Annotated in this window: 21 protein-coding genes; 17 read left to right on the top strand and 4 right to left on the bottom strand. The window is 38.3% G+C overall.

Translation table 11 applies throughout. From position 1 onward, the window contains the following. Positions 1-20 precede the first annotated feature (20 nt). From QUF86_RS21605 to QUF86_RS21555, 11 genes are all read left to right on the top strand, one after another. Positions 21-1016 (top strand): thiamine pyrophosphate-dependent dehydrogenase E1 component subunit alpha, encoded by a 996-nt coding sequence (locus tag QUF86_RS21605; RefSeq protein WP_289335612.1) that lies wholly within the window; start codon positions 21-23, stop codon positions 1014-1016. Positions 1017-1028: 12 nt separating this feature from the next. Beyond that, complete coding sequence (locus tag QUF86_RS21600; protein ID WP_289335611.1) at positions 1029-2012, top strand: alpha-ketoacid dehydrogenase subunit beta; 984 nt, start codon at positions 1029-1031, stop codon at positions 2010-2012. 316 nt (positions 2013-2328) lie between these two features. Beyond that, positions 2329-3699 carry a sigma-54 interaction domain-containing protein gene (locus tag QUF86_RS21595; protein ID WP_483313932.1) on the top strand — a complete coding sequence of 457 codons (1371 nt, stop codon included), beginning with the start codon at positions 2329-2331 and terminating at the stop codon, positions 3697-3699. 447 nt (positions 3700-4146) lie between these two features. Further along, on the top strand, positions 4147-5700 hold the full coding sequence (locus tag QUF86_RS21590) for an acyl-CoA synthetase (RefSeq protein ID WP_289335608.1): 1554 nt from the start codon (positions 4147-4149) through the stop codon (positions 5698-5700). A 187-nt stretch (positions 5701-5887) separates the two neighbouring features. Then, entirely contained in the window at positions 5888-6682 is a 795-nt protein-coding gene (locus tag QUF86_RS21585; RefSeq protein ID WP_289335607.1) for an enoyl-CoA hydratase/isomerase family protein, read from the top strand. Positions 6683-6936: 254 nt separating this feature from the next. Continuing rightward, positions 6937-8403, top strand: a complete 1467-nt coding sequence (locus QUF86_RS21580) for a GntP family permease (RefSeq protein WP_289335606.1) — start codon at positions 6937-6939, stop codon at positions 8401-8403. Between the two features lie 195 nt (positions 8404-8598). Then, positions 8599-9042, top strand: coding sequence for a MaoC/PaaZ C-terminal domain-containing protein (locus QUF86_RS21575; RefSeq protein WP_483313931.1), 444 nt, complete (start codon positions 8599-8601; stop codon positions 9040-9042). Between the two features lie 108 nt (positions 9043-9150). After that, positions 9151-9303, top strand: a complete 153-nt coding sequence (locus QUF86_RS21570) for a hypothetical protein (RefSeq protein WP_289316725.1) — start codon at positions 9151-9153, stop codon at positions 9301-9303. 146 nt (positions 9304-9449) lie between these two features. Then, positions 9450-10373: a DMT family transporter gene (locus QUF86_RS21565; RefSeq protein WP_289335605.1), complete on the top strand. Its 924-nt coding sequence runs from the start codon at positions 9450-9452 to the stop codon at positions 10371-10373. A gap of 495 nt (positions 10374-10868) precedes the next feature. After that, positions 10869-11846, top strand: a complete 978-nt coding sequence (locus QUF86_RS21560) for a ring-cleaving dioxygenase (RefSeq protein WP_289335603.1) — start codon at positions 10869-10871, stop codon at positions 11844-11846. A 110-nt stretch (positions 11847-11956) separates the two neighbouring features. Next, a complete protein-coding gene (locus QUF86_RS21555) occupies positions 11957-12556 on the top strand; it encodes a nitroreductase family protein (protein ID WP_289335602.1) in 600 nt (199 codons plus the stop codon). 515 nt (positions 12557-13071) lie between these two features. Here QUF86_RS21555 and QUF86_RS21550 read toward each other — a convergent pair. Next, the gene (locus tag QUF86_RS21550) at positions 13072-14415 is read right to left on the bottom strand and encodes an aminotransferase-like domain-containing protein (protein WP_289335601.1); all 1344 of its coding nucleotides are present in this window, start codon (positions 14413-14415) and stop codon (positions 13072-13074) included. A gap of 117 nt (positions 14416-14532) precedes the next feature. On the opposite strand from QUF86_RS21550, the gene QUF86_RS21545 reads away from it, so the two are divergent. Further along, positions 14533-15483 (top strand): DMT family transporter, encoded by a 951-nt coding sequence (locus QUF86_RS21545; RefSeq protein ID WP_289335600.1) that lies wholly within the window; start codon positions 14533-14535, stop codon positions 15481-15483. Continuing rightward, entirely contained in the window at positions 15484-16368 is an 885-nt protein-coding gene (locus tag QUF86_RS21540; RefSeq protein WP_289335598.1) for a DMT family transporter, read from the top strand. It begins immediately after the preceding gene. Positions 16369-16653: 285 nt separating this feature from the next. Here QUF86_RS21540 and QUF86_RS21535 read toward each other — a convergent pair whose 3' ends face one another. The 3 genes from QUF86_RS21535 to QUF86_RS21525 form a co-directional block, all read right to left on the bottom strand. Beyond that, on the bottom strand, positions 16654-17211 hold the full coding sequence (locus tag QUF86_RS21535) for an MFS transporter (RefSeq protein WP_289335596.1): 558 nt from the start codon (positions 17209-17211) through the stop codon (positions 16654-16656). Continuing rightward, positions 17208-18638: an FAD-binding oxidoreductase gene (locus QUF86_RS21530; RefSeq protein WP_289335594.1), complete on the bottom strand. Its 1431-nt coding sequence runs from the start codon at positions 18636-18638 to the stop codon at positions 17208-17210. The genes QUF86_RS21535 and QUF86_RS21530 overlap by 4 nt, the downstream gene beginning before the upstream one ends. 145 nt (positions 18639-18783) lie before the next feature. Further along, positions 18784-19389, bottom strand: coding sequence for a TetR/AcrR family transcriptional regulator (locus tag QUF86_RS21525; protein WP_289335590.1), 606 nt, complete (start codon positions 19387-19389; stop codon positions 18784-18786). A gap of 480 nt (positions 19390-19869) precedes the next feature. Between QUF86_RS21525 and QUF86_RS21520 the strand changes: the two genes are divergently transcribed. The 4 genes from QUF86_RS21520 to hutI all read left to right on the top strand — a co-directional run bounded on the left by QUF86_RS21520 (position 19870) and on the right by hutI (position 26170). Beyond that, a complete protein-coding gene (locus tag QUF86_RS21520; RefSeq protein WP_289316715.1) occupies positions 19870-21189 on the top strand; it encodes an MFS transporter in 1320 nt (439 codons plus the stop codon). 209 nt (positions 21190-21398) lie between these two features. Further along, positions 21399-23006 (top strand): helix-turn-helix transcriptional regulator, encoded by a 1608-nt coding sequence (locus tag QUF86_RS21515; RefSeq protein WP_289335588.1) that lies wholly within the window; start codon positions 21399-21401, stop codon positions 23004-23006. Positions 23007-23198: 192 nt separating this feature from the next. Continuing rightward, positions 23199-24875, top strand: coding sequence for a urocanate hydratase (hutU, locus tag QUF86_RS21510; RefSeq protein ID WP_289316713.1), 1677 nt, complete (start codon positions 23199-23201; stop codon positions 24873-24875). Next, positions 24872-26170 carry an imidazolonepropionase gene (gene hutI / locus QUF86_RS21505; protein WP_289335585.1) on the top strand — a complete coding sequence of 433 codons (1299 nt, stop codon included), beginning with the start codon at positions 24872-24874 and terminating at the stop codon, positions 26168-26170. The genes hutU and hutI overlap by 4 nt, the downstream gene beginning before the upstream one ends. Positions 26171-26253: the final 83 nt, after the last annotated feature.

Here is a 26253-nt window from a genome sequence, read left to right as displayed (position 1 = left end):
AATAGGAGGGATGATGACATATGGTTGAAAACCGTCATCTACAGGTAGGTCTCAGTGACGAAAAAGTGCTTGAGATGTATAGAGTTATGTTGTTGGCAAGACGTATAGATGAACGGATGTGGCTGTTGAACAGATCTGGAAAAATCCCATTCGTGGTTTCTTGTCAAGGACAAGAAGCAGCGCAAGTGGGTGCAGCGTTTGCATTGAATCGTGAAAAGGATTATGTCCTTCCTTATTATCGGGATCTAGGAGTGGTGCTTGCGTTTGGGATGACCGCCAGGGATTTGATGTTATCAAGTTTTGCAAAAGCGGAAGATCCAAATTCAGGCGGGCGTCAAATGCCTGGGCATTTTGGGCAAAAAAAGAATCGGATCGTGACGGGATCTTCGCCAGTTACCACTCAAGTGCCACATGCAGTGGGGATTGCACTCGCTGCAAAAATGGAAGGAAAAGAAATTGTTTCATTCGTTACATTCGGAGAGGGTTCATCAAACCAAGGTGATTTTCATGAAGGAGCGAATTTCGCAGGTGTACATAAGCTTCCGGTCATCTTGATGTGCGAGAATAATCAGTATGCCATTTCCATCCCAATAGAAAAGCAATTGGCTTGCAAGAAAGTTTCGGACCGGGCCATTGGTTACGGCATGCCAGGGGTGACGGTTGATGGAAATGATCCGATTGAAGTATACCGGGTGGTGAAAGAAGCGGCTGAGAGAGGAAGGCGTGGTGAAGGCCCAAGCTTAATCGAAACGGTTTCATACAGGCTTACACCACACTCAAGCGATGATGATGATAGTCAATACAGGTCGCCTGATGAAGTAGCGGAGGCAAAAAAAATAGATTCGATCATTACATTCGGTGCCTATTTAAAAGCAACAGGAATCATGGATGATCAAATGGAGAAAAAATTGAACGAGGAAATAATGGAAGTTGTGAACGAAGCGACGGATTATGCAGAAAATGCTCCATTTGCGAATGAAGACACGCTCTCAAAATACGTTTACGCAGAAAGGTAAGGAGGAAAGAAAATGGCAGTGATATCTTATATAGATGCGGTGATAATGGCGATGCGGGAAGAAATGGAACGTGATTCCCGTGTATTTGTATTAGGTGAGGACGTAGGGGTAAAAGGCGGCGTTTTTAAAGCGACTTCAGGGTTATACGAACAATTCGGGGAACAGCGTGTCATTGATACCCCGCTTGCTGAATCCGCAATCGCAGGAGTTGGCATCGGTGCGGCCATGTATGGAATGAGGCCGATTGCGGAAATGCAATTCGCTGATTTTATCATGCCTGCAATCAACCAAATCATTTCAGAAGCTGCAAAAATCCGTTATCGCTCCAATAATGACTGGCAATGCCCAATCGTCATCAGGGCACCATACGGTGGGGGCGTACATGGGGCGTTATACCATTCACAATCCGTTGAAGCCATTTTTGCCAATCAACCGGGACTTAAAATTGTCATGCCCTCAACACCGTATGACGTGAAAGGGTTATTGAAAGCAGCCATTCGCGATGACGACCCAGTCCTTTTCTTTGAACATAAACGTGCCTATCGTCTTATTAAAGAAGAAGTGCCGTCTGATGATTATGTTTTACCCATTGGTAAAGCGGATGTAAAACGTGAAGGCGAGGACGTTACAGTGATTACTTACGGCCTTTGTGTTCATTTTGCGTTACAGGCAGCTGAAAGGCTGGCCAGTGATGGCATATCTGTTCATATACTTGATTTACGAACCGTTTATCCATTAGATCAAGAAGCCATTATGGAAGCTGCATCTAAAACAGGAAAAGTCCTATTGATTACTGAAGATAATAAGGAAGGGAGCATCATTAGTGAAGTATCGGCGATCATTGCAGAAAACTGCCTCTTCGATCTCGATGCCCCAATCATGAGACTTGCGGGTCCGGATGTTCCAGCAATGCCATATTCACCATCATTAGAGAAATCCTTCATGGTGAATCCTGAAAAAGTGGAAAAGGCACTGCGGGATCTGGTTGCCTATTAAATGATCGGCATGGAGGAACGACCTTGCGCATCCGTATAAATTGTTGTTTATATTGGGATTGATCTTAAAAATGAACTTAAGTCTAGCAACTATAAAAAAGGTTGCCAGGCTTTTTTTTTGCGCTATATAAATCATCTATAGTGAAAAAATAATCCGTTTGATTACGCTAGAGAGGGAATATATAAAACTCCACCGAATTCTTTTTAATGAACACTTTATTTAGCAGTGATTTTTGGGGAATTTTCACTTCATAAATATATATTAAATAGAAATGCGTGGTATTATATGGGAAAGCATTCTAGGTAAAGGAGAAATAATGATGAATACTGGACAATTATCCAATAATAAACTATTAGATATGGTGTTTGAAAGTACATATTATGGAATTGTAATTGTCGATAGTCACGCAAAAATTCAATATATTAGCAATAAATATTGTGAATTTTTAAATGTTGAACGCAGTACAGTGATTGGTGAACATGTGACGAATATAATTGAAAATACAAGGCTACACCTAGTAGTGCAAATAGGTAAATCGGAAATCGCTGATATACATTTTCTTCGTGGTGATTTTGTTATCGCTAATCGCATTCCTATTATCGAAAATAAGGAAATAATTGGTGCGATTGGGACAATAATGTTTCGTGATCTAGATGACTGGAACAAAATGAATAGCCACATTAAGGAAATACTGACAAAACATAATTTTTACACAAATGAAAGAGATGTTACAAATGGAGTAAAGTATTCCTTACACAATTTAATTGGAAATTCACAAGAAATACAACAGTTAAAAGAACGTGTGAAAAGGGTTGCTAGAGGTGATATCTCTGTACTAATTAGAGGAGAAAGCGGTACAGGCAAGGAAATAATAGCACATAGCATTCATCAGTTAAGTGGGAGAAGCGACAAACCACTTGTGAAAATAAATTGTACTTCAATTCCGGAACACTTGTTAGAATCTGAACTTTTCGGTTATGAAGAAGGTGCCTTTACAGGGGCAAACAAGGGAGGTAAAATAGGAAAGTTTCAATTTGCTGATGGTGGGACTATTTTCCTTGACGAAATTGGTGATATGCCTCAGCAAATGCAAGTCAAGTTATTAAGGGTTCTTCAGGAGAAGGAATTTGAGCCTGTAGGTTCGCTTTATCCAAAAAAACTAAATGTTCGAGTGATTGCTGCAACAAATCGCCCTTTAGAAAAATTGGTTGAAGAAAAACTATTTCGTGAAGACCTATTTTATAGAATTAATGCTGTCCAATTATTTGTTCCTCCTTTAAGAGATAGAATTGAAGATATCCCTTTACTTGTAGATTATTTTTTTAAAAAAGTCACAGCTCGAATAGGAAAACGAGTAACCTCTGTACATCCTGAGGTGCTTTCATTAATAGAGCAATATAACTGGCCAGGGAATATCAGAGAACTAGAGAATGTGATTGATGCAGGTGTTCACCTATCAAATGACGAAGTAATCGGAAAAGATGTTTTACCTGATTATCTAAAAGGTCTTAAGGTTAAAATGAAAGAAGAAAGTTTAAAGGATATTGTGGAAGAAACAGAAAAGAAGGCAATCGAAAGAGCGTTAAGGAGGTTTAAGTTTGATAAAAAGCGGGTTGCGGAAACTCTTGGAATAGGGAATTCTACCCTTTACGATAAAATAAAAAAATATCGAATTTCTGACCAATAAAAATAAATCCGGGATTTCAGAATTCATTCCGAAATCCCGGATTTAATTTTAATTTCCGTATTAGTGTAGATAAAGTTCACATTAAAGGAGAAAAAAGGCTATAGAACAGATTTAATTTTTATTTAAATTATGAAAATTAATGAATAAAAAATCAACTGATCTAACTTCAGTTGATTTTTTTTGATTCTTTTCTGAAAAATCAGAAAATAAATAATTAGATATTCCTCAATAATTAGGAAAAGTGAGTCAGTAAAGGGGGGTTTACGTTTTGGAATGAATCTTGCATTCAAATTAGAAGAAAGGAGGAAAGGAATCGATAAAGACGAGTGGTCAATTTAATGGTATTTAAGAGGCACTTGTTTAGTAAGAATTACTTTGAACATTATTGAATTTAGCGCTTCGATATCTGTAATTTGAATCTGCTTACATTGAAAAGGAGGAATTTCATTGGATGTCGGTTTTATAACAAGAAAAATGGCAAATGATTTAAATAATATAAATCATGGAAAAATAGCAATAAAAGAAGAAGCAGAAAAGTCAATGACGTACATGGATCTCCACCATATATCAAATGCGTATGCAAACAAGCTTTACGAATTAGGAGTTCGAAAAGGGGATCGTGTCGGTATTTTACTTTACAACTGTCTCGAATATTTTAGTCTATATTTTGCCATTGCGAAAATCGGCGCAATTGCCGTTCGACTTAATTTTAGGCTATCAAGTGCTGAGCTTGAGTATGCATTAAATGATTCACAGACAAAAATATTATGCTTCCATTCGAACTTAGCCAATCAGCTGGAATCAGTTTGTAATCATGTTTCTGTTGAGCGATATTTTTGTCTTCCTCATAGAAATGGCTCAATCCCAGGTTGGTCTGAGTCATGGAGTGTTTTAGAAAGTGGTTCGGTAGATGAGGTCAAAGTCGATAACATTAAATTAAACGATCCGGTCATGCTTATGTACACATCAGGCACAACGGGAAGACCTAAAGGTGCGATTTGGACTCATGATACAACTTTCTGGTTTTCCACGATACAAGCGCTGAAATGGAAATTTACAGGGAGAGAAGTTGCGATGACGACAGGACCACTATATCATGTTGGAGCGATGGAAGATATCGCACTTCCTATTCTTATGATGGGTGGAAGCGTAATAATTACAAAAAGCCAAGAATTCGAGATTGGAAGAATTCTTTCCGTTATTGAACAGGAAAATGTGACCGATGCTTTTTTATTCCCTTTTATGATTTATGAAATGCTAAATTTGCCTGAAATTGAAGAGTATCAGCTAAAATCTTTAAAAACTATTTATACAGGTGGTGACCCGCTAATGCCATGGGCATTAGAACAATTAAAAAAGAGGTTTCCTCAAATTGGAGTTGTTCAAGTTTACGGGTTAACTGAAGGACAACCAATTGCGGCTTCGCTTGAACCACAGGATGCTTTTACAAAAGGCCATACCGTTGGAAAGCCGATGCCACTTACAGAAATTAATATTATCGATGAGGATGGAACGCCCTTGCCTGTTGGTGAAATTGGTGAAATTGCTATTAAAAGTCCAGCGGTTTCTGAGGGTTATTGGAGGAAACCTGATGCCACAATGGAAACATTTGTGAATGGGTGGTGTAAAACAGGAGACATGGGAAAATTCGATCATGATGGGTATCTATCAATTGCAGGCAGAAAAAAAGATATGATTCGAAGCGGTGGTGAAAACATTTACTCAGCGGAAATTGAAGATGTCTTATACCGCCATGAGGAAGTGAAGGAAGTATCTATAATTGGTATTCCTGATCCGAAATACATTGAGGCTGTATGTGCTGTTATTGTTAAAAAAGAAGGAGCCAAACTTACGGAAGAAGATGTTGTTAATTACTGTAAGGAACATCTTGCTAGCTACAAAAAACCTAGAAAGGTCACATTTGTTGATGAAATTCCACGTACCCCATCCGGAAAGGTTCAAAAGTTTATTCTTCGAAAACAGTTTAGTGGTATGGAATAAATAAGGAATTTCCCATAGGTTAAAAAGGTACAGGTTTTTTAAATACATTATTTCAATTTGTTTATAAAATGCACATAACCACAAAGGATTCTATAAAGATAACTGGTTTACCCACTGATGCACGTTTTCAGCAATGCAAGAACATCTGGAACCCCACAAGTACACATAAGGTTGAGGAGGAAAGCCGATGAAGAATAAAAATCAAGTTGTTTCATGGTCGAAACAGGGTAATATTGCAACGATTATTATTGATAATCCACCTGTTAATGTATTAAGCGCAGATGTTATAGAACAATTGAATCTTGTGGTGGATGAAATTGAAAGCGATTACAATGTTAAGGTCATTATCCTTACAGGTGAAGGCGAAAGAGCTTTTGTTGCTGGTGGAGATATTAAAGAATTTCCAGCATGGATAGGAAAAGGAGTCGAAGAAGGAAAGGGGAAATCACTTTGGCTTCAGGAACCACTTAATAAAATTGAACGTCTATCTCGACCAACCATTGCTGCAATCAACGGATTAGCATTAGGTGGAGGATGTGAACTTGCCTTAAGTTGTGACATTCGGATTGCGGAGGAACAAATTAGGATTGGGCTTCCTGAAATTAAATTGGGGTTGTTTCCAGGGGCTGGGGGAACTCAAAGACTTCCTAGACTGATAGGTAAAGCAAAAGCAAAAGAATTGATCTTTACTGGTGAGCCACTGAATGCTGAAGAGGCCAAACAAATAGGACTTGTTAATCATGTCGTGCCAAAGGGGGAATCCATAAAAAAAGCAATGGAAATCGCAAAATGTATTTGCAATTATTCTTTACAATCTTTAACTTTTGCAAAGCACTCTATTGATTATGGTTATGAACAAACACTTGAGGATGGACTTGTGATTGAAGCTGAAAATTTTGGCCATGTTTTTCAGACGAGGGACGTTAAGGAAGGCGTTGAAGCCTTTATTAATAAAAGAGAGCCTAACTTCGTTGATAAGTAATCCTTCATGATAAAACCAGAGTCAAGTCCAATTTTTGAAAAAAAGAAGATTCTGCTGTGACTAATTTTTGTTTATAAACTAAATCGATAAAGTTATTTTAAAAAAACAATGGATTTATTCGGGAAATTAATTAGAGTTCTTTACTATGTTCACTAGAAAAGTGAATTATGATGCCCAAGAAGTCTTGGGGCAATGCATTCAAACCAGCAACAAATGATAACATATTATATTTTGAGAAAAAGGGGGAAATCAATATGGATGTAATGATTATTATTATTTCACTAGGATTACTTATGTTTCTAGCATATCGAGGATTTTCTGTTATACTTTTTGCACCGTTGTGCGCTTTGTTTGCTGTATTTTTAACGGATCCTGGACATGTTTTACCTTTCTTCTCTAATATATTTATGGTTAAGTTGGTTGAATTTGTTAAATTATATTTCCCGGTTTTTCTACTAGGTGCTATTTTTGGGAAATTGGTTGAAATAAGCGGTGTTGCAAAGAGCATAGCTAAAATTATTGTCCGTTTTATCGGGGCTAAACAAGCCATTCTAGCCATTGTGATAATGGGCGCAATCTTGACTTATAGCGGAGTTAGTTTGTTTGTTGCAGTGTTTGCCATCTATCCATTTGCTGCTCAGCTGTTTCGCGAAGCTAATATTCCAAAGCGTTTAATTCCTGCGACAATTGCAGTTAGTGCTTTTACCTTTTCCATGGATTCACTTCCAGGGTCACCGCAAATTCAGAATGTCATTCCAACGGGGTTCTTTAAAACTGACATCTATGCTGCACCGACATTAGGAATTATTGGGGCCATATTTATCATTTCCTTGAGCCTTTTATACTTAAATCATTGTCGACATAAGGCAGCTAGAAATGGTGAAGGGTATTTTGGAATTGGGGATAAAGCTATTGATAAGGAAGCTGCTGAAGCAGAAATGGCAGCTAGTTCTGCTATATCGCTGGAAACGACTAATAAGTTGGGAATGGATTCTGAAAAAGCTATAAGTAGAAAAGACTGGCTTGCTTTTATTCCGTTGGTGTTAGTTGGAGTGATGAATAAGTTTTTTACTGAGTCTTTTCCTCTTTGGTATGCCAAAGGATTTGATTTTTCTACAATTGGGTTAAAAGATTATGGAAATGTTGATATGTCTAAAGTTATTGGTGTTTGGTCTGTAGAGATGGCTCTTATTCTCGGAATAATAGCAACCGTCTTATTAAACTTAAAAGCTGTCAAATTAAATTTCAATTCGAGTATTAATATAGGGATTAGTGGGGCATTGCTTGCAACCATGAATACGGCAACCGAATATGGTTTTGGGGGTGTGATTGCTGCGTTACCCGGCTTTACTGTGATACAAGATTATCTTACTGGAATGTTTTCGAATCCTTTAATTAATGGGGCAATCATGACAAATGTTTTGTGCGGCATTACTGGTTCAGGATCTGGCGGGATGAGCATTACGTTGAGCCTAATGGCGGATACGTATATACAAACAGCTGCTCATTTTGACATTCCGTTGGAAGTTTTACATCGTGTCATTGCTATGTCAGCAGGTGGGTTTGATACTTTGCCACATAACGGAGCTATAATTACTCTTCTAGCTGTTACTGGACTCACACATCGCCAGGCATATAAAGACATTTTTGTTATTACCATTATAAAGACACTTGCTGTATTCTTTGTAATTGGTATATTCAGCTTGTTTGCCATCGTTTAAATATTTGCCGGTGAGCATTGGAAAATACATTTCGATTTCTAGCTTTAAACGCTATTTACATCGAATAGTACGTCTTCGAAAAACATTTTTTATAGTGTTGATTTTAAAAACTATCACTAAATTATATAGTATATAGTATTTAATATCTGAATTTTCCGCCAACTAATTTAAGCCCAAATAAAGGAGATTGGAATAATGTTTAATAAATATTTCCATCAATATGAAATCGGAGAAACATGGGTGTCGAAAGGACGTACTATAACCGAAGCAGATCTAGTAATGTTTTCTGCATTTAGCGGTGACTGGTTTCCCCTCCATACTGATAAGGAGTATGCAGCAAATACACGATTTAAGCAAAGGATAGCCCACGGAATGCTTATACTTTCGGCTGCAACCGGCTTATTTCAATTTGAACCAGAAATCGTCGTTGCATTTTATGGTTTGGAGAAAGTTCGATTTACAAACCCTACCTTTATTGGGGACACGATACATGTAGAATTAAAGGTGATTGACCTTTTTGAAAAGGGCTATCAAGGTGTTGTAACAGTCATCCAAGAAATAAAAAAACAAAACGGAGAAACTGTAGCCATCGCCAATATGAAAATAATGGTCAATTCTGATGCCGAAGTAAAAATATAATAATCACTTGATTTATTAGGCGACAAACTTAAATATTCGAGCAGATAAAACGTACTTATTATTACTATCAATATCAAATTAGCTTTTGGGTATAAGAGGAAATTCGAAGTGAAAGGTATTATCCCAAACTTTAGCACGGAATTTAAACGGGCGGTAGGCGGAAGAAACGAAATAACAAGCTGCGTTTTTTTACTTCATTTTTCAGAAGAAGGCAAGCCTGCACACTGGCTTGCCTTCTTTGATGAACTCAAGCCTCTTTAGTTTTTTAAGACATCTTTATCTTGCCTTTATAGGGTGTTGTTTCGATTTTTGCAGAAAAAAATTTCAAGTTTATCTTATATAGCAAGATTTTATATGAAATCCCTAACAATTTTTGTCATAATAAGAAAGTAGGAAGGGGGAACATCATGCTTCGATTATACGGGGCTTTAATCGGCCTTAGTTTGATATGGGGTTTATCATTTGTTTTTATGAAGTGGATGCTCCCGCCAGCGGGAATTTGGGGCATTGTGTTTCTCCGCTGTTTTGCGGGTGCTGTTGTTCTGCTTCCCGTGTTATGGTGGAAGCGCAGGGAAATCAACTGGAAATTGCCGTGGAAAGCACTGGTCGTTGTCGGAATCTTCAATTGCGGATTAGCATGGGGATTAATACCTTTAAGTGAAACAAAGATTAACAGCAGCACGGCATCGATTCTAAATGCAACCACACCCATCTGGACGGGGATCATCGGATTTATCCTTTTTTCATACGTTCTAACCGCCCGACAATGGATGGGCATTCTAATTGGTTTTTTCGGAATTCTAGTATTGATGGATTTTCAAATCGGTCAGCTTTTCGGAAAGGAATTCATCGGGATTGGGACAATGCTGCTAGCGTCCATCTGTTATGGTTTTGCTGGTCATTTTACGAAAAGATTTCTTTCCAGTACCAGCATATTGGTCATTACGACGTTTACGCTGCTTACGGGTGCCGTTATCGGTTTGATCGGGATGCTAATAACAGAGCCGTTTAAGCCAGTGATGTTGATGGAACCGCTGACGATTTTCGCCATAGTCGGTCTTGGGTGCTTTGGCTCTGGGCTTGGCCAGCTAATCTATTTCTACATCAATAAAAATGGCAGCCCAGAGTTAGCCGCATCGGTTACATACCTTATTCCTGCAACAGCTATGGTTTGGGGCTACGTCCTGCTTGGAGAAGCGATTAATCCTAACGTAATTATTGGCCTGCTGATTATTTTCGCAGGAGTTTATCTTTCTTCTAAGAAGTCAAAAGAAAATGATGGCACAAACTCTTCATCCGGAAAACAAGCGGAATTGCATCACGTAAAATAAGAAACCAAAACGAAATAGCCCTCACGTAAAGATTTTGTTTTTTCCTGGGGGCTTTCGTATTGAATCGCATTAATAGTTTTACTTATTCTAATCCAATTTTGCCAAAGAAGTGATTGATTGTCTTTGCCGCATTTATAGCTATGACATTAACCCTTATACAGAAGGGCATTTGCATTAGAATGGATATTCTAGCGTAGAATATTTAGAATTAATTTCTCCTATTATATATAGAAAGTGAAATTGACAGTGCTTTTTTTGCCTGAAATTATTTTGATGTTGAGATATATTAATATGAGATAATGCTGTTGACAGTAAATTTAATTCATGATAAATTACCTTTAAGTAAAGATAATTTAATTCGAGATATTAAAAAGTGTAAAACCCTATACAAACTCCTTTAATGAATAGACCACTCTGCTTGAAGGGAAAATGTAGGGAACTAATGAAAAAGCTGAACAACCATAAGTTGAATCGTTTTAATGGGAGGAATCAAGTATGAATGGATTAAAAGGTATACACCACGTAACGGCCATAACAAGCAGCGCAGAAAAGAATTATGAATTTTTCACTGATATTTTAGGTATGCGTTTAGTCAAGAAAACAGTTAACCAAGATGATATCCAAACCTATCACCTATTTTTTGCAGATGATGTTGGGGGTCCAGGTACTGACATGACTTTCTTCGATTTCCCTGGTATTCCAAAAGGTGTGCATGGGACCAATGAGATTTCAAAAACATCCTTCCGTGTACCGAATGATGCCGCATTAGAGTATTGGGTTAAGCGTTTCGACCGTTTAGAAGTGGGGAATACAGGAATCCAAGAACAATTTGGTAAAAAGGTCATTTCTTTTGTCGATTTTGATGATCAGCAATATCAATTGATCTCAGATGAAAACAATGAAGGGGTAGCAGCTGGAATCCCCTGGCAAAAAGGACCGATTCCTCTGGAGTACGCCATTACAGGATTAGGACCAATTTTCATTCGTATCGCCAACTTCGATTACTTTAAAGAAATGATGGAAAAAGTTCTATTATTCAAAGAAATAGCCGAAGAAGAATCCTTTCATTTATTCGAAGTAGGGGAAGGCGGGAATGGAGCACAAGTAATTGTCGAGCATAATTCGAGCCTTCCTCAGGCACGGCAAGGTTTTGGGACTGTTCACCATACAGCCTTCCGGGTAGAAGACCGTTCCGTTCTGGAAGAATGGATCGAACGAATGGAAAGCTTCCAATTTCAAACGTCTGGTTATGTTGATCGTCACTTTTTTGAGTCGCTTTACGTACGGGTGGCGCCGCAAATTTTATTCGAATTTGCCACTGATGGTCCTGGATTTATGGGGGATGAACCATATGAAACCCTTGGGGAAAAGTTATCCTTACCACCGTTCTTAGAACCTAAAAGGGATCAAATCGAAAAATTGGTCCGTCCCATTGATACAGTGAGAAGCACAAAGGAATTCATTAAAGAATAATTGGTAACCTTAAGTGAATGATATATTGGTTTATGCCCATACTAAAACAGGTAGAAATAAAACATGGAATAATCATTTGAAATAGAAAAAATGATCTGGAGGAATGAATCATGACAAAAGATTTTTACACGGCCATTAAAGAGAGACGTTCATATTATGGAATCAATAAAGAGGTCCAAGTATCTGATGAGAAAATAAAAGAAATTGTTGAATTTGCCGTTAAACACACGCCATCGGCTTTTAATTCCCAATCTTCCCGCCTTATTGTTTTATCAGGCTCAGCACATGATAAATTATGGGATATTACGACGCAAGCGTTAAGGAAAGCGGTCGGTGAGGGAGATTTCTCTGGCACTCAACAAAAAATGGATTCATTTAAAGCGGGATACGGAACCATCTTATTCTTTGAAGATGAATCTGTTGTGAAATCACTTCAAGAACAATTTGCTACTTATGCCGATAACTTCCCAATCTGGTCACAACAAACATCAGGAATGCATCAATTAGTTGTTTGGACTGCCCTTGAAGCAGAAGGATTGGGAGCAACTTTACAGCATTATAATCCTCTAATTGATGATGAAGTGAAAAAAGCATGGGATGTTCCAAGTAATTGGAAGTTGATTGCGCAAATGCCATACGGTAATCCAACAGCTCAACCGGGTGATAAAGAATTCAAACCACTTGAGGATCGTATAAAATATTATAAATAAAGTGGACTAGTAAGAGAAACTTTATTAAAGCCAAGTCTAACGGGCTCTCAGACTGTAGACAAACTCGAAGAAAAGCGAGTTTGTCTACAGTTTTTTTCTTTAAAAAACATTCCCTCGCCGCAAGCGTCTTTGGTGTCCCGGCTAGCCAGTTATTCGGCAGGAGTGTCGCAAATTTCTTCAACCTAGCGAGAGTTCCATCCCATATAAAACCAGTAAAAAATCATGGAATATAGCCAAGTCTTGTTTTGAAATTATGGTAATGATCCCCTCGATAAAATCGTCAAAATGATTCGGGAAGAGACCATCCCGCCCCCCTTTTGTATACAAACCGAGAGCCAACTCTATTTAGCTCTTTTTTAGTTGAGCTCATTTTGCATATGCTTTTCAGAATTACAAATGTTAATGGATGTAATTTACAGATATTAATGGCTTTGCGTTGTTATCAGAAAAAATATTTTTACTGCTTTTTTGATAAATGTTCTGAGTGGAAAGTGACTATACCTTATGTAAAAGCTTTATAAGTAATAGTTCTGCTTGTTATTCAATTCTTTATAAATGAGTGCTATTCCTTGGTCAAGTTTTTGTATATTTGTATTGGAAACGTTTAATTTTAATATTTTTTCCTGGTGAAAGCCATCTATATAATTTTGCTCTATCGTCTCTACCAGTACTTGTTGATTATGTAAGTTTTTGATTAGTTGAGCACTATTTAAACGATGAGGTAGTACGATATGAGCGTTCATACATATGGATGCTGGGCGATGAAAGCCTGAAGTCGAGTGCTTTTCTAGAGCATCATATAGCAAGTTTGCACGCACTAAATAGGACAGGCGCACTTTGTTTCTATGGCGTTCAAACATACCGCTTTTTATGTAGATTTCAAGGGCTGCTTGTGAAATCATGGAACTATCGATATCAGATGTTCTTTTATATAGTTGGAAGCTGTTCGCTAATGGTTTAGGCAATACGGCAACACCTATACGTAATCCTGGAAACATTATTTTAGAGAAGCTTTTTAAATAAATGACCATGTGATGTGTATCCTCGGAAAAAATAGGGTCTACCTTCATATTTTCTTCGAAATCTGCTAAAAAATCATCTTCGACAATATAAACACCATACTTTACAGCAAGTTTTAGTATCTCTTCCCTGTCCTTTTTAGAGTAAGAAGTCCCTAAAGGATTATGAAAACGAGGCATCGTATAAAAGAATTTAATTTCCTGACCACTAAAAATCCGTTCTAATTCCCCTAAATCAATACCTTCTGCAGTTCGTTGGATTCCTAGCACGGAAATCTTGTACGCTTTCAATTGCTCCACAAATAAATGATAACTAGGTTGTTCAACAAGTATGTGGGTACGTTCATTTGGAAAGGGGATAAGCGTTAATAAGGAAAGTGCTTGTTGCACGCCAGAAGTAATGAAAATCTGTTCTTCCTTTACGAAAACCTGATATTGCTCTAATTGCTTTTGGATCACTTTAATTAAAGAGGGTAGTCCTTTTGGAGTGCCATAGATAAACAATTCTTGCTGATAGGTATCGATGGCTTTGTTGATGCAATGTTGAAAGTCATGATACGGAAATTGATGCCAAGCGGGAGCGGAGGTAACAAAATCGATTTCCGCAGTTGGTTCACTTTTACCATTAAATTCTTTTTGAACGACATAATATCCACTTTTAGGTACCGCATAGATTAAATGCCTCTTTTCCAATTCTTGCAGGGCTTTCAAGACTGTACTTTTACTACAATGATGTTGAGCGCTTAGTTGACGAATTGATGGGAGTTTAAAGCCTGCTTTGAGCTGTCCATTCTGGATGAGAGATTCAAATTCATTAAACAAAGCTACGTATTTTAACATGAATACCTCCTAAAAACTGTACCGTTACAGATGCTTTTTATTTGTATTGTATCGTAGTCGAACTTTTAATACGATACTAACAACCGGCCGGGTGTTGAAAAGGAGGATTTACTCAATATGCCAGAACATAAAAAAGCCTATTTTGCGGCGATACTATATGCCATTATTATTGGATTTTCATTTATCTTTACAAAAATATCATTAATGGAAGCGAGTCCGTTAGACACATTGGCACATCGATTTACGATGGCTTTTTTGATCGCTATAATTTTTAAGCTGTATAGGAGGACATCAGTGAAAATGAGTGCAAAGGATACTTTGAAAACTCTTCCGTTGGTGTTCCTTTATCCAATTTTATTCTTTACATTCCAAGTGTTTGGTCTCGTTTATACCTCATCTTCAGAAGCGGGTATCATCCAAGCGACCATACCAATTTTCACGTTATTATCAGCTTCATTATTTTTGAAGGAATACGCTGGTAAAAGTCAGAAATTTTTTCTTTATTTATCTGTGATGGGGGTTATCTTTATCTTTGTCATGAATGACTTGCAACTTGAGGCTCACAGTTTGAAAGGAACGATCCTGATCTTATTATCTTCGATTGCTGCGGCTCTTTATAATGTGGTAGCAAGAAGGTTAACAAAGCGATATTCACTATTTACGTTAACTTATGTGATGACGTTCTATGGTTTTTTTGCTTTTAATAGTATGGCCATCATCAATCATATCATTAACCAATCTTTTAGTAGCTTTTTTTTACCCTATACAAGTAGTGCATTTCTCATTTCAATCATATATCTTGGTGCATTATCGTCACTGCTTACTGCTTTTTTATCAAACTATGCATTATCTATATTACCAGCATCTAAGATGAGCGTTTTCAGTAATTTAGCAACATTGATTACGGTTATGGCAGGGGTGATATTCTTACATGAATCCATACATTATTATCACGTTATTGGTGCAATGATTATTCTTGTTGGTGTAATCGGCACGAACTATTTTGGTGGAAATCGGTCAAAGCATATCAGTAAGGCTATTGGCGATCTGAAAAGAGAGGTAAAGTGAATGAATAAATATGTGTTATTACTGGTGATTAGTTGTATATGGGGATCTCAATTCTTCTTTATTGCATTAGTTATAGATAATGTTGGGGTTATTACTTTGTCAGCCATCAAAGCATGTATCGGTGGTATCTGTTTACTCTTCATTGGTTTTTTCTTATCAAAAGAAGAGCGAAGAGTAAATAGGAGTTATTATAAATGGTATATAATCATTGCGGTTTTCGAAGTTGTACTACCATTCGTATTTATTGCGCAAGGTCAGAAAACGGTACCAAGCAGTGTCGCATCGATGTTGATTGGAATGGTTCCTGTCTTTACCATCCTCTTTTTAATAACATTTTACAAAAGAAAAAGCACAATGCCGGAGATTACAAGTATACTATTCGGATTTGCAGGTATTGTCTTCCTTTCCTGGCCAACACAAGGATTCCATGACCTTTTCACCAGTATTCAGGGTAATATCCTATTGATATTGGCTGCCATGAGTTTTGGATTATCATTGATTATCATGGAGAAATTAAACGAGGGATCTTCCGTTATTCATATGAGAAATATATTATTGATTGCCAGTGCATTTCTCATCCCAATGTCCCTTTTATTTGAGCAATCTTTCAAATTGGATTTAGAACGATCTCAATCTATCTACTTAGCGATTTTAGGCATTTTCCATGCAGGAGTAGTTTATGCGTTATTTAATAGGCTGATTCGGCAAGAAGGCGCGTTATTTACGTCATTCAGTAATTATATAGTGCCTGTCATCGGAATGATTTTAGGCTTTTTCTTTTTACATGAAGCGTTGTCTATTCATCAGATGATTGGGATGGGTATAATTATGATGTCATTGGTTTTTTCAGACAAAAAAATAATAACCAAGTTGATAAGAAAGTAGTATTTAATATATGTGCTATTGTCCGTAGTCTTTAATTGTACTAATAAACCGCAGATTTTAGAATTTCGTAAAAATACCGCAGTAAAAGTGAGAAAAGAGAAGTAGATAATATTTTATCTTTGTAGGATGGAAATTCATTTTTTGAAAGAATATGTGGTTTTTGGTTTTTGATCCGCAAATGATTTATATACTTTTATATAGTAGAAGAAGCATCTACTTAGGTTAAAGCATATGCTTCTTCTACTGAAAATTATCACTAACTAGCAATAATCCTTATGTTTTTATTTATTCCGCATTAGATAGTGAAGCGTTTTTGTCCATCTTCATTATAATAAATCCAGACCAGGCAAACATTAAGGATGCAAGGTAAAAGATGCTTCCAATCGTTAAAAAGTCGACTAAATATCCGGTTGCTATCACGGCAGCTGCAGTACCAATGGATGTCCAAACATGGTAGTTTCCAATTTCCTTACCCGCTGTAGTTTTCGTAACATATCTTGCAAGTACCGTTTTTTCAGTGTTTTTTTGTACAGCCCCAAGGACCCCCATTATAATCTGCAGGAGATAGACATGCCAAATTTCATATGCGAGAGGAAAGGCAAGAAGGATTAGTGCCATCCCCCATGAATAGATAATGAGAAATGTTTTGTCACCGGCTTTGTCAGCGAATTTTCCGATTAAAGGGTAACTAAGTGCTGCTGTCAGTGAGAATATTCCATATGCCCATCCGAATTGCGAATAGCTGGTACCTACATTCTTGATTAGCAAAATATAAAAAGGGAAAATCATGCTGGCAGCCATACCAACAGTGCCTTGGTAAATAACAAAACGTTTATAATTCATGGCTGATACTCCTTGTAGAAAAGATTCATGAAGCGATTATCAGGATCATATTTCTTCTTTAATTGAAAGAATTCCTCAGCACGCGGATACGCTTCAAATAATTGTGTCTTGGTTGGATAACCATAATAGGGCAAATAGTAGCTGCCGTTATGGTCAAGCGTCACATTAATCATATTACGGATGACCCTTCCCGTATTTTCCTTACTTTCGTTATCTGTCCCTTGATTGATTAGCATAACAAGAGCGAACATATCATCCTTGGCATAGGACATGAGTGATTCATCATTATGTTCCACATAACGAATTGTAATATTTAATAAATTGAAATCTTTTTCATGTGATAAAGTTTTTCTTAGATCATCGATATAATCAGTAAATTGATCTATCGGAACGAAGTATTCTTGCAACACTTCTGTTTTGGAGGGATTGCTGTAATCCATAAAGGCAGAGTCCGACCGCATCACATTATTCCTGGAAACCAAGTTACCATCAATATTGGCCATGTAGGTCTCTTGAGTTTCCCAAAACCTCTTTTTCCCCCAGTCATTATAACGTGATAGGCCAAGAAAGAATTTAGGCACGGCAACGATTGTTTCCCGTTTGAGAGTATTGTAGTTCGATAGCTGTGCTTGGTCATTTGCCCAATAATAATCCGTTACATACATTTCATCCAAATAGGAGCCAGGAGCAACCGATATTCTTGCCAGATGCATTTTAACAGCATCGTTTTGAAGGACATCTCTTTTAAAATACGAAGTATATTCATCATAATTGAGTGATTTCGTTTTAATTTTATAAAGTTCGTCATCGGTTAGCTGGAGTGTAACATCAAGTATTACTCCAAACAAACCATATCCGCCAATAACCGAAGAGAAGAGCTCCGAGTTTTCTTCGCGGCTCACCGTTAGGATTTGTCCTTTCGCGTTAAGCAATCTAAAAGATTCCACGGTTTCTATCAAGGCATGATGGCGGATATCACGGCCATGGACATTAACGCTCAAAGAACCGCCAATGGTGAATATGTTTTGAGATTGACTGACCTTCAGTGCAAGTCCATATGGGTTGATATATTCCTGTAGATCAGCCCAGGTTGCTCCGCTTTGAACCGTGATGTGTTTTTCTTTTACATCCAAATCAAGGATTTTGTCATAATGTTTCATATCTAGCAGGATCCCGTTTGGATATAATGTCTGTCCCCCCTGGCTATGCTGCATTCCGGCAATGGAAATGGAATCACCGTTTTTTACAGCTTCTTTAAGGACCTTTTTGATTGCTTCTTCACTATCTTCTGCTTTTATTGCTTTCATTTTAACTGGCATCAGACGGCTGATATCTTCTGCAATGGGGTGGTCAAGCTTGAAATTAAAAGCCTGCAGGGATAAACCAAATAATATTGCATATGGGATGATAAAGAAAAATCGTTTCATAATAACTAGCTTTCGACTCCTCGTTAAATATGCTTGACACTCAAGAGATATATTAATGCATGAACTTTATTGAATAATTGAGTTACCTCGCCATTCATTGAGATTGGGTTTAATATTCTTTAAATAATGTTGAACTTTTTATGCATTAGTGCTTCATTTTCAGCCCATTAATGATAGTTTCGATTAGAGGTATGGATAAAGATTCCAAGCTTCGTTCTGTGTTGTTTAAACCCCAATGATAGATGATACCCATCAGGCTTTGGGTGAGGAGTGTTGAAATCTCATTTATTGACTGTTCCGTGCCTATGCTGTTTTGTTTTTTCGCCTCTTCAATTAATGAACGAATAATTTGTAAGAGTGAGCGATTTGAATTTGTAAAGTATGTATGTTCTTTTGAATCTAATGCGGAACTGTAAATAACTTTCATTAGATCTTTGCCCATCTCTTCTTCCAGAAAACGCATCAATTTGCGTATGAAAACAAACAATTTCTCGGTAGCGTCCATATCGGCTGGGAACGAATGGAAGACTTCACGATAGTAATCATCGACTTCTGTGAACCTCGCTAAAAAAATGTCCGATTTCGCTGAAAAGTGTTGATAAAATGACCCTTTCGACGTGCCGCTTTTTTTCACGATTTCGTCTACTGTAACTTTATCATAACCCTTTTCGCTAAATAGCTTTAAAGAGATGTTTAAAATTTTTTCACGAGTCTTTTCTCCCCTAAGCTGTTTTTTTTTAGGTTCAATCATAAAAAACCTCCTAGTGATAATTGACAGAATATTCCTATATAGTTTACTATCAGACTACAGTCTGGTTTAGGAAATTTATGGTCTATTTAATTTAACGTAGATTATGAATATTCACAACGCTTTCCTAATTCATTTGGCATGTCGGGAAAGCGCTTACGATGTTTCTTGGTCAGTAGGGGTGATGTCAATCTAGTAAAATCAGGAGGATTTTTAAAAAAAAGGAGAATACCTAAAAAGGGTGGTTAGAGTTCGTAAGATCCCTTTCCAATCAGTTACTGTCAGGTAGAAAAGGTATTTCTTTTTTACCTGGATGATATGCGTTTTGTACTATTGTTGGGAATCAGTAAATGTAAATGGAGAGGAGGTGGTATTGAAGGTACCGGGAATGAACCGGAGAGTCGGGAAGCTAGGAAAGAAATGATCAGCGGGAATCGCATTTTTTCATGTGGAAAATGTAGCTTGAAAAGGGAGGAAATAATCATGAATCATTCCAGTGGTGAAATAGAGAAAAGGACGATCAGTAAAACGATGAAACGCATTCTTCCATTCATCTTGATCCTTTATATCATTGCATATTTGGACAGGGTCAATTTAGGCTATGCTGCTTTACAAATGAATGCGGAATTAGCTTTATCCGCTGAGGTTTTTGGATTACTTTCTGGTATTTTCTTTATAGGCTATTTCTTCTTTGAAGTTCCAAGCAACATGATCATGCATAAAGTGGGAGCTCGGATATGGATTGCCCGTATAATGATTTCGTGGGGGCTCGTGGTAATATTAACAGGTTTTGCGCAAACAACTATGCATTTATACATTCTCCGTTTTTTATTAGGTGTCGCCGAAGCTGGTTTTTTCCCAGGTATAATCTTATATTTAACTTATTGGTTCAGGGCCCGCGAAAGAGGAAGGGCAACAGCGGTCCTGCTTTTAGCCTTACCGATTGGCGGATTGATTGGTGCGCCTGTGTCGACGTGGATTCTTGACAATATATCCTGGTTTGGTATGGCAGGCTGGAGATGGATGTTCATCCTTGAAGGCATTCCGGCCATTATCATAGGAATTGTTGTTGTTTTCTATTTAACTAATAGACCGACTAACGCTAAATGGTTATCTAAGGAAGAAAGTGATTGGTTAGAAGGGGAATTGAGTGCGGAAAGAAAAGCTAGCTCGAAAATAAATAAAGTCACTAAGCTTGATATGCTGAAAGATTCGAAAATCTGGAAGTTGGCCCTTTTTTATTTCGCAGGGTACACATCTATCTATGGATTGTCATTCTGGATGCCAACCATCATTAAATCTTTATCGGAAAATGCAACAACCAATTTAGAAATAGGCTGGTTAGCGATGATTCCATCATTAGTCGGCATACCTGCCATTATATTTGTTGGCTGGAATTCAGATCGGACCAATGAACATAAACCACACTTGCTTGTTTGTCTCATGATATCAGTTATCGGATTTATCGGGTGCGGCTTTTCAGATAGTGTCTTTATGATGGTGCTTATGTTAACGATTACATCTTTCGGGTTATACGGTTTCAGTGGATGTTTTTTTGCCTATATGACATTTTTCTTTACTGAGTCGACTGCACCAGTTGGCATAGCCCTAGTCAATTCATTTGCGGCTTTAGGTGGTTTTGTAGGACCGATGATTCTTGGAACTGTTGCATTTACTCAAGGTATGTTTATATTATCTGGATTACTTGTGATGGGAGTCATAACTTTATTATCATTAAAATTGACTAATGTTTCAGATGAAAATATTGGAAAAGAAGTTCAAGTCAATATTAAGCAATTATAAAAAATTCTAAATGAAAATTGAATTAAAGCGTAAAGTACTAAAATAGAAACATCAGTGGAAATCACAAAGGTCCATGGTGTTTCTTTTTTCATATAGTCATATTATTAAAGAAAAGTAATTTTTAAATGATGGAAGTAAACGAAATAGATATGGATGCTTCCCATTTTGAGCATGTCCAAATTTAATCTTGATCGCAGGTTCTTCTCAATATGACTTGTTTGAAGGATTCGGCAGGATTAGAATGGAGAGGAGATGCAAGTTGCTTTGTAAAGAACAGGGATTCCTTTTCTTTCAAACGTCACATTTATTCGATGAAAAGGATATCAGCGAGAGAAATGGGTGATGATGTGGAAATTCATTTGGTGGCAAAAGATGAGATAGAGGCTCAAGGAATTCGTTGGATAGTTGAATCCCACCTTACGGGAGTCCGACTGATCCTATGGAAAACGATTGAAGAATTTGAAAAGGGCATGCGCAATCAGCATCCGGAATTCGTCATTTTAGATATGGATATTTGGACGAATGAAAGTGAGGCGATGGGCGCTTCGTTAAAGCGGAGGGGAATTCGTTGGTTAGGGATTTCATCTGAGCGAATCTTTCAAACAGCTTATCGGGCCTTACGTTTTCGAGCGGATGATGTTTTATTCCGTCCTTTTTCTTCAGCGGATTTGGTAAAGCATATCCAACAATTGCGTTTTCAATTAAGAAATGGTCAAGGTTTTTCCTCGACAAGCACCATGGATGAAGAGAATACACTTGATATTGGTTATCCAGATTTCTTCTTGACAGACCGGAGGCATGATAGTCGAATAACCATGGTGGCATTTTTGACACCTGATAATAGGGCCCTCCCTTTAGTATATGATGAACTGCAACGATATTCTTTTACTGGGAAGCATCAAATATTCGCTTTATCGGATTTTATTTTATGCGTCCAGGAAACAAAGGAAATTGATGTATATAAGGAAGAATATCAAGCGTTCCTGGCTCACTGGAAAGAAAGAATGGATGAGCCTCTTGCCATCATAATAAAAGTGGCAACGCCTGATGAGTCTTTGAAAAGGATGTACCAGCAAACACGTGAATTTACGAGGCAAATCTTTTTCGATGGATATGATATCATTTTAGCGGAAAGTCAACAAACTTCCCCTCAAGAGATGGATCCATTCCTCACTCCTCTTGAACAAAGGCTTTGGATAGAAATGCTCGAAAGACGGGATGCGAAAGCCATCAGGAACTGGATCGAACGTGAATTCCTAACTTTTCAACAACCATACCCTGACCCGGAAATCGTTCGTATTCGCCTTACAAGCGTACTCGCACAGATCCGAAGGCATATGAAATCATACAACTTGCAAAATGCGTCTCTAGAAGCAATATACTATGATGTATTTCAGCAAATCGTACATAAACCAGTCATTCATCAAATAGTAAAAGAACTGCATACGTTCACCACCCATTTGCTCCTTCAGGATCACGGGCAATTACAGGAAGGAGCACGCACTCTTAGCGAAAAAGCAAGAGAGCTGATCGAGTCCAACTATTGGGATTCCCAGTGGAATCTATCGACCTGTGCAGATACTCTGCGTGTCAATAAAAGCACACTCAGCCGTCGTTTTGCGGCTGAATCCGGCGAGTCTTTTCGCAATACGCTGCATCAAGTTCGAATTAGGGAAGCTAAACGCCTATTAAAGGAAACGGATTTATCATTGGAGGAAATCGCACAATTAGCCGGTTATTCACATCAGACCTATTTTAATGCAAAATTCAAACTGCTTGAAGCTTGTACTCCATCAGCTTATCGGTCTGGATTATAAAAAGGACGATTCAGTAATATTGAATCGTCCTTTTTTATTTCATAACAATATAATTTTCAATATTATTCATAAAAAAATAAAGTTAACTACAAAAACTTGAAATAATTTATAAAATAATCATTAAATTATAATGAATTATTCTGAATTTTTCTTATAGAATGAAAATATAACAAAAACAAGGGGGAAATGAAAATGAACACGATTACAAACAAGGTTATCCGTTATACTGGAACAGAATTGCATACAAAAGGATGGCAACAAGAAGCAGTGCTTAGAATGTTAATGAATAATTTGGATCCTGAAGTCGCTGAACGTCCAGAAGATTTGGTGGTATACGGAGGGATTGGGAAAGCAGCTCGTAACTGGGAATGCTTTGATGCAATCGTCAAATCACTAAAAGAGCTTGAAGAAGATGAAACTTTATTGGTCCAATCAGGGAAACCGGTGGCCATTTTTAAAACGCATTCGGATGCACCACGTGTCCTGCTTGCAAATTCAAATATCGTCCCTGCTTACGCGAACTGGGAAACATTCCATGAACTTGATAAAAAGGGATTGATGATGTATGGGCAGATGACAGCTGGCAGCTGGATATATATTGGTTCTCAAGGAATCGTCCAGGGTACATACGAGACCTTTGCCGAGCTTGCAAAACAACATTTCAATAACTCGTTAAAAGGCACCATTACTCTAACGGCAGGTTTAGGCGGAATGGGAGGAGCACAGCCGCTAGCAGTTACGATGAACGGTGGTGTCTGTATCGGGATCGATGTAGATGAGACAAGAATTGACAGGAGGATTGAGACTCGTTATACCGATGTGAAAACGGATTCTTTGGATGAGGCCATTCGTTTAGCCAAAGAAGCAAAACTTGCAGGAAAAGCATTATCGATTGGTTTGATTGGGAATGCTTCCGATCTTCTTCCTGAAATGATCGCCAGAAACTTTATTCCGGATGTCTTGACAGATCAAACTTCCGCCCATGATCCGTTAAATGGATATACACCATCTGGTATGTCAATGGAGGAAGCTGCACAATTACGGAATGCGAATCCAGAAGAGTATATTAAACTCTCTAAAGCTTCAATGGCCAAACATGTAAGAGCGATGCTTGAAATGATGGAAAAAGGAGCCGTGACGTTTGATTATGGCAACAATATCCGTCAAGTTGCGAAAGATGAAGGGGTAGAGAATGCTTTTGACTTCCCAGGCTTCGTTCCAGCTTATATCCGTCCACAATTTTGTGAAGGTAAAGGTCCATTCCGCTGGGTGGCTTTATCTGGTGATCCAGAAGACATTTATAAAACAGACCAAGCGATTTTACGCGAATTCGCTGATAATGAACATTTATGTAACTGGATCAGAATGGCTCAAGAAAAAATTCAGTTCCAAGGTCTGCCTTCCCGCATATGCTGGCTTGGTTATGGGGAGCGCGCCCGTTTTGGTAAAATCCTCAATGATATGGTTGCAAGCGGTGAATTGAAGGCACCAATAGTGATTGGGCGTGACCATTTGGATTCAGGCTCTGTCGCCTCGCCGAATCGTGAAACGGAAGCCATGAAGGATGGTTCCGATGTAGTGGCTGACTGGCCTATCTTAAATGCAATGGTGAATGCAGTGGGCGGTGCAACCTGGGTTTCCGTACATCATGGCGGCGGCGTAGGAATGGGTTACTCCATGCATGCAGGTGTTGTAATTGTGGCAGACGGCACAAAAGAAGCAGGAGCAAGGATTGAGCGAGTGTTGACAACGGATCCTGGGATGGGCGTAGTGCGTCATGTTGATGCAGGGTATGAACTGGCAGAGGAAACAGCTCGTGAAAAAGGTATTAATATCCCGATGCTTGATAAAGGAATTGATAAACAATGACAAAACCAATTTGGATAAAAAATGCCGCTCAACTTGCCACCCTTACCTCTGAAAGGAAAGGTCCTCGTTCCAAAGAGGGAATGTCGGAGCTTGGTTTGATAAAAGATGGAAGTATATGGATGGAGTCTGGTTTGATTCAAGCTGTAGGTACGACCAAGGAATTGGAAGAACTTTATGCTGATAGAATGCATGAAGCTGAAGTTTTCGATGCTTCTGGCCATTTGGTGACACCAGGGCTTGTTGATCCCCATACGCATGTGGTATATGGCGGGAGTCGTGAGCGTGAATTTGAAATGCGTCTTGAAGGTGCAACATATATGGACATCATGAATGGAGGTGGAGGCATTCATGCAACCACCCGCATGACCAGGGAAGCAAGTGAAGAAGAGTTGATGGAACAAACCAAACGACGCCTTGATTCGTTTCTCGCTCATGGCGTGACTACAGTAGAAGGTAAAAGCGGTTATGGAATGAATTTGGAAACCGAATTGAAGCAGTTGCGGGTGATGAAGAAGTTACAGGAAGAGCATCCGATTGATTTAGTTCCTACCTTTATGGGAGCCCATGCGGTTCCAAAGGATTATAAAGGCCGTGAGGATGAATTTGTCGATCATCTGATTAATGATATGCTTCCAATCGTCTCTGAAGAAAAGCTTGCTGAATTCAATGATGTATTTTGTGAAAAGGGGGTTTTTACCCCTGAACAATCAGAGCGGATTTTAAAGGCGGGGAAAAAGTACGGCTTGATCCCTAAAATTCATGCCGATGAAATTGAGCCATACGGGGGAGCGGAACTAGCTGCCAAAATAGGGGCGATTTCAGCTGAGCATTTATTAAAGGCTTCCGAAGAGGGAATTCAAGCCATGGCTAAGTCAGGAACCATTGCCTGCTTGCTTCCAGCCACAGCTTTGTATTTAAGAGAAGATGCGGCCCCAGGACGCCGAATGGTTGATGAAGGTGTAGCTGTTGCCATTTCTACCGATTGCAATCCCGGATCCTCACCGACGACTTCTATGCCACTTGTCATGAATCTGGCATGCATCTCGATGCGGCTTACCCCTGCTGAAGCGCTTACGGCGGCAACATACAATGCTGCTTGTGCAATCAACAGACAAGAAAAGATAGGTTCGCTTGAAGTAGGAAAACAAGCGGATGTCGTTTTATGGAATGTTGAAAACTATCAGGAATTGCAATATTTGTTTGGGGTTAATCACGTTAAGACTGTATGGAAAAACGGTGTTCAAGTTGTGAATGATAGAGTGAAGAATGATTCCAAAAGCCTGACGGGCCTTTAAAAATCACTAAAAAAAGATACGACCTCGATTCTTAATCAATGTCTACCCATTCCATCCGCTGAAAAATTCAGGGGATGGAATGG

It is taken from the genome of Peribacillus sp. NJ11 (genome assembly GCF_030348405.1).
GTDB lineage: Bacteria > Bacillota > Bacilli > Bacillales > DSM-1321 > Peribacillus.
The sequence above is the reverse complement of the archived record's forward strand: the minus strand, read 5'-3'. Positions and strand labels throughout refer to the sequence as shown.

Excerpts from the sequence above, each read along its gene's own strand:
- hutU (WP_289316713.1), top strand. The coding sequence starts at position 23,199 with ATGAACACGATTACAAACAAGGTTATCCGTTATACTGGAACAGAATTG.
- QUF86_RS21530 (WP_289335594.1), bottom strand. The coding sequence starts at position 18,638 with ATGAAACGATTTTTCTTTATCATCCCATATGCAATATTATTTGGTTTA.
- QUF86_RS21575 (WP_483313931.1), top strand. The coding sequence starts at position 8,599 with ATGTTTAATAAATATTTCCATCAATATGAAATCGGAGAAACATGGGTG.
- QUF86_RS21535 (WP_289335596.1), bottom strand. The coding sequence starts at position 17,211 with ATGAATTATAAACGTTTTGTTATTTACCAAGGCACTGTTGGTATGGCT.
- QUF86_RS21555 (WP_289335602.1), top strand. The coding sequence starts at position 11,957 with ATGACAAAAGATTTTTACACGGCCATTAAAGAGAGACGTTCATATTAT.
- QUF86_RS21565 (WP_289335605.1), top strand. The coding sequence starts at position 9,450 with ATGCTTCGATTATACGGGGCTTTAATCGGCCTTAGTTTGATATGGGGT.
- QUF86_RS21545 (WP_289335600.1), top strand. The coding sequence starts at position 14,533 with ATGCCAGAACATAAAAAAGCCTATTTTGCGGCGATACTATATGCCATT.
- QUF86_RS21520 (WP_289316715.1), top strand. The coding sequence starts at position 19,870 with ATGAATCATTCCAGTGGTGAAATAGAGAAAAGGACGATCAGTAAAACG.
- QUF86_RS21580 (WP_289335606.1), top strand. The coding sequence starts at position 6,937 with ATGGATGTAATGATTATTATTATTTCACTAGGATTACTTATGTTTCTA.
- QUF86_RS21550 (WP_289335601.1), bottom strand. The coding sequence starts at position 14,415 with ATGTTAAAATACGTAGCTTTGTTTAATGAATTTGAATCTCTCATCCAG.
- QUF86_RS21595 (WP_483313932.1), top strand. The coding sequence starts at position 2,329 with ATGATGAATACTGGACAATTATCCAATAATAAACTATTAGATATGGTG.
- QUF86_RS21605 (WP_289335612.1), top strand. The coding sequence starts at position 21 with ATGGTTGAAAACCGTCATCTACAGGTAGGTCTCAGTGACGAAAAAGTG.
- QUF86_RS21515 (WP_289335588.1), top strand. The coding sequence starts at position 21,399 with ATGACTTGTTTGAAGGATTCGGCAGGATTAGAATGGAGAGGAGATGCA.
- QUF86_RS21585 (WP_289335607.1), top strand. The coding sequence starts at position 5,888 with ATGAAGAATAAAAATCAAGTTGTTTCATGGTCGAAACAGGGTAATATT.
- QUF86_RS21600 (WP_289335611.1), top strand. The coding sequence starts at position 1,029 with ATGGCAGTGATATCTTATATAGATGCGGTGATAATGGCGATGCGGGAA.
- QUF86_RS21560 (WP_289335603.1), top strand. The coding sequence starts at position 10,869 with ATGAATGGATTAAAAGGTATACACCACGTAACGGCCATAACAAGCAGC.
- hutI (WP_289335585.1), top strand. The coding sequence starts at position 24,872 with ATGACAAAACCAATTTGGATAAAAAATGCCGCTCAACTTGCCACCCTT.
- QUF86_RS21540 (WP_289335598.1), top strand. The coding sequence starts at position 15,484 with ATGAATAAATATGTGTTATTACTGGTGATTAGTTGTATATGGGGATCT.
- QUF86_RS21525 (WP_289335590.1), bottom strand. The coding sequence starts at position 19,389 with ATGATTGAACCTAAAAAAAAACAGCTTAGGGGAGAAAAGACTCGTGAA.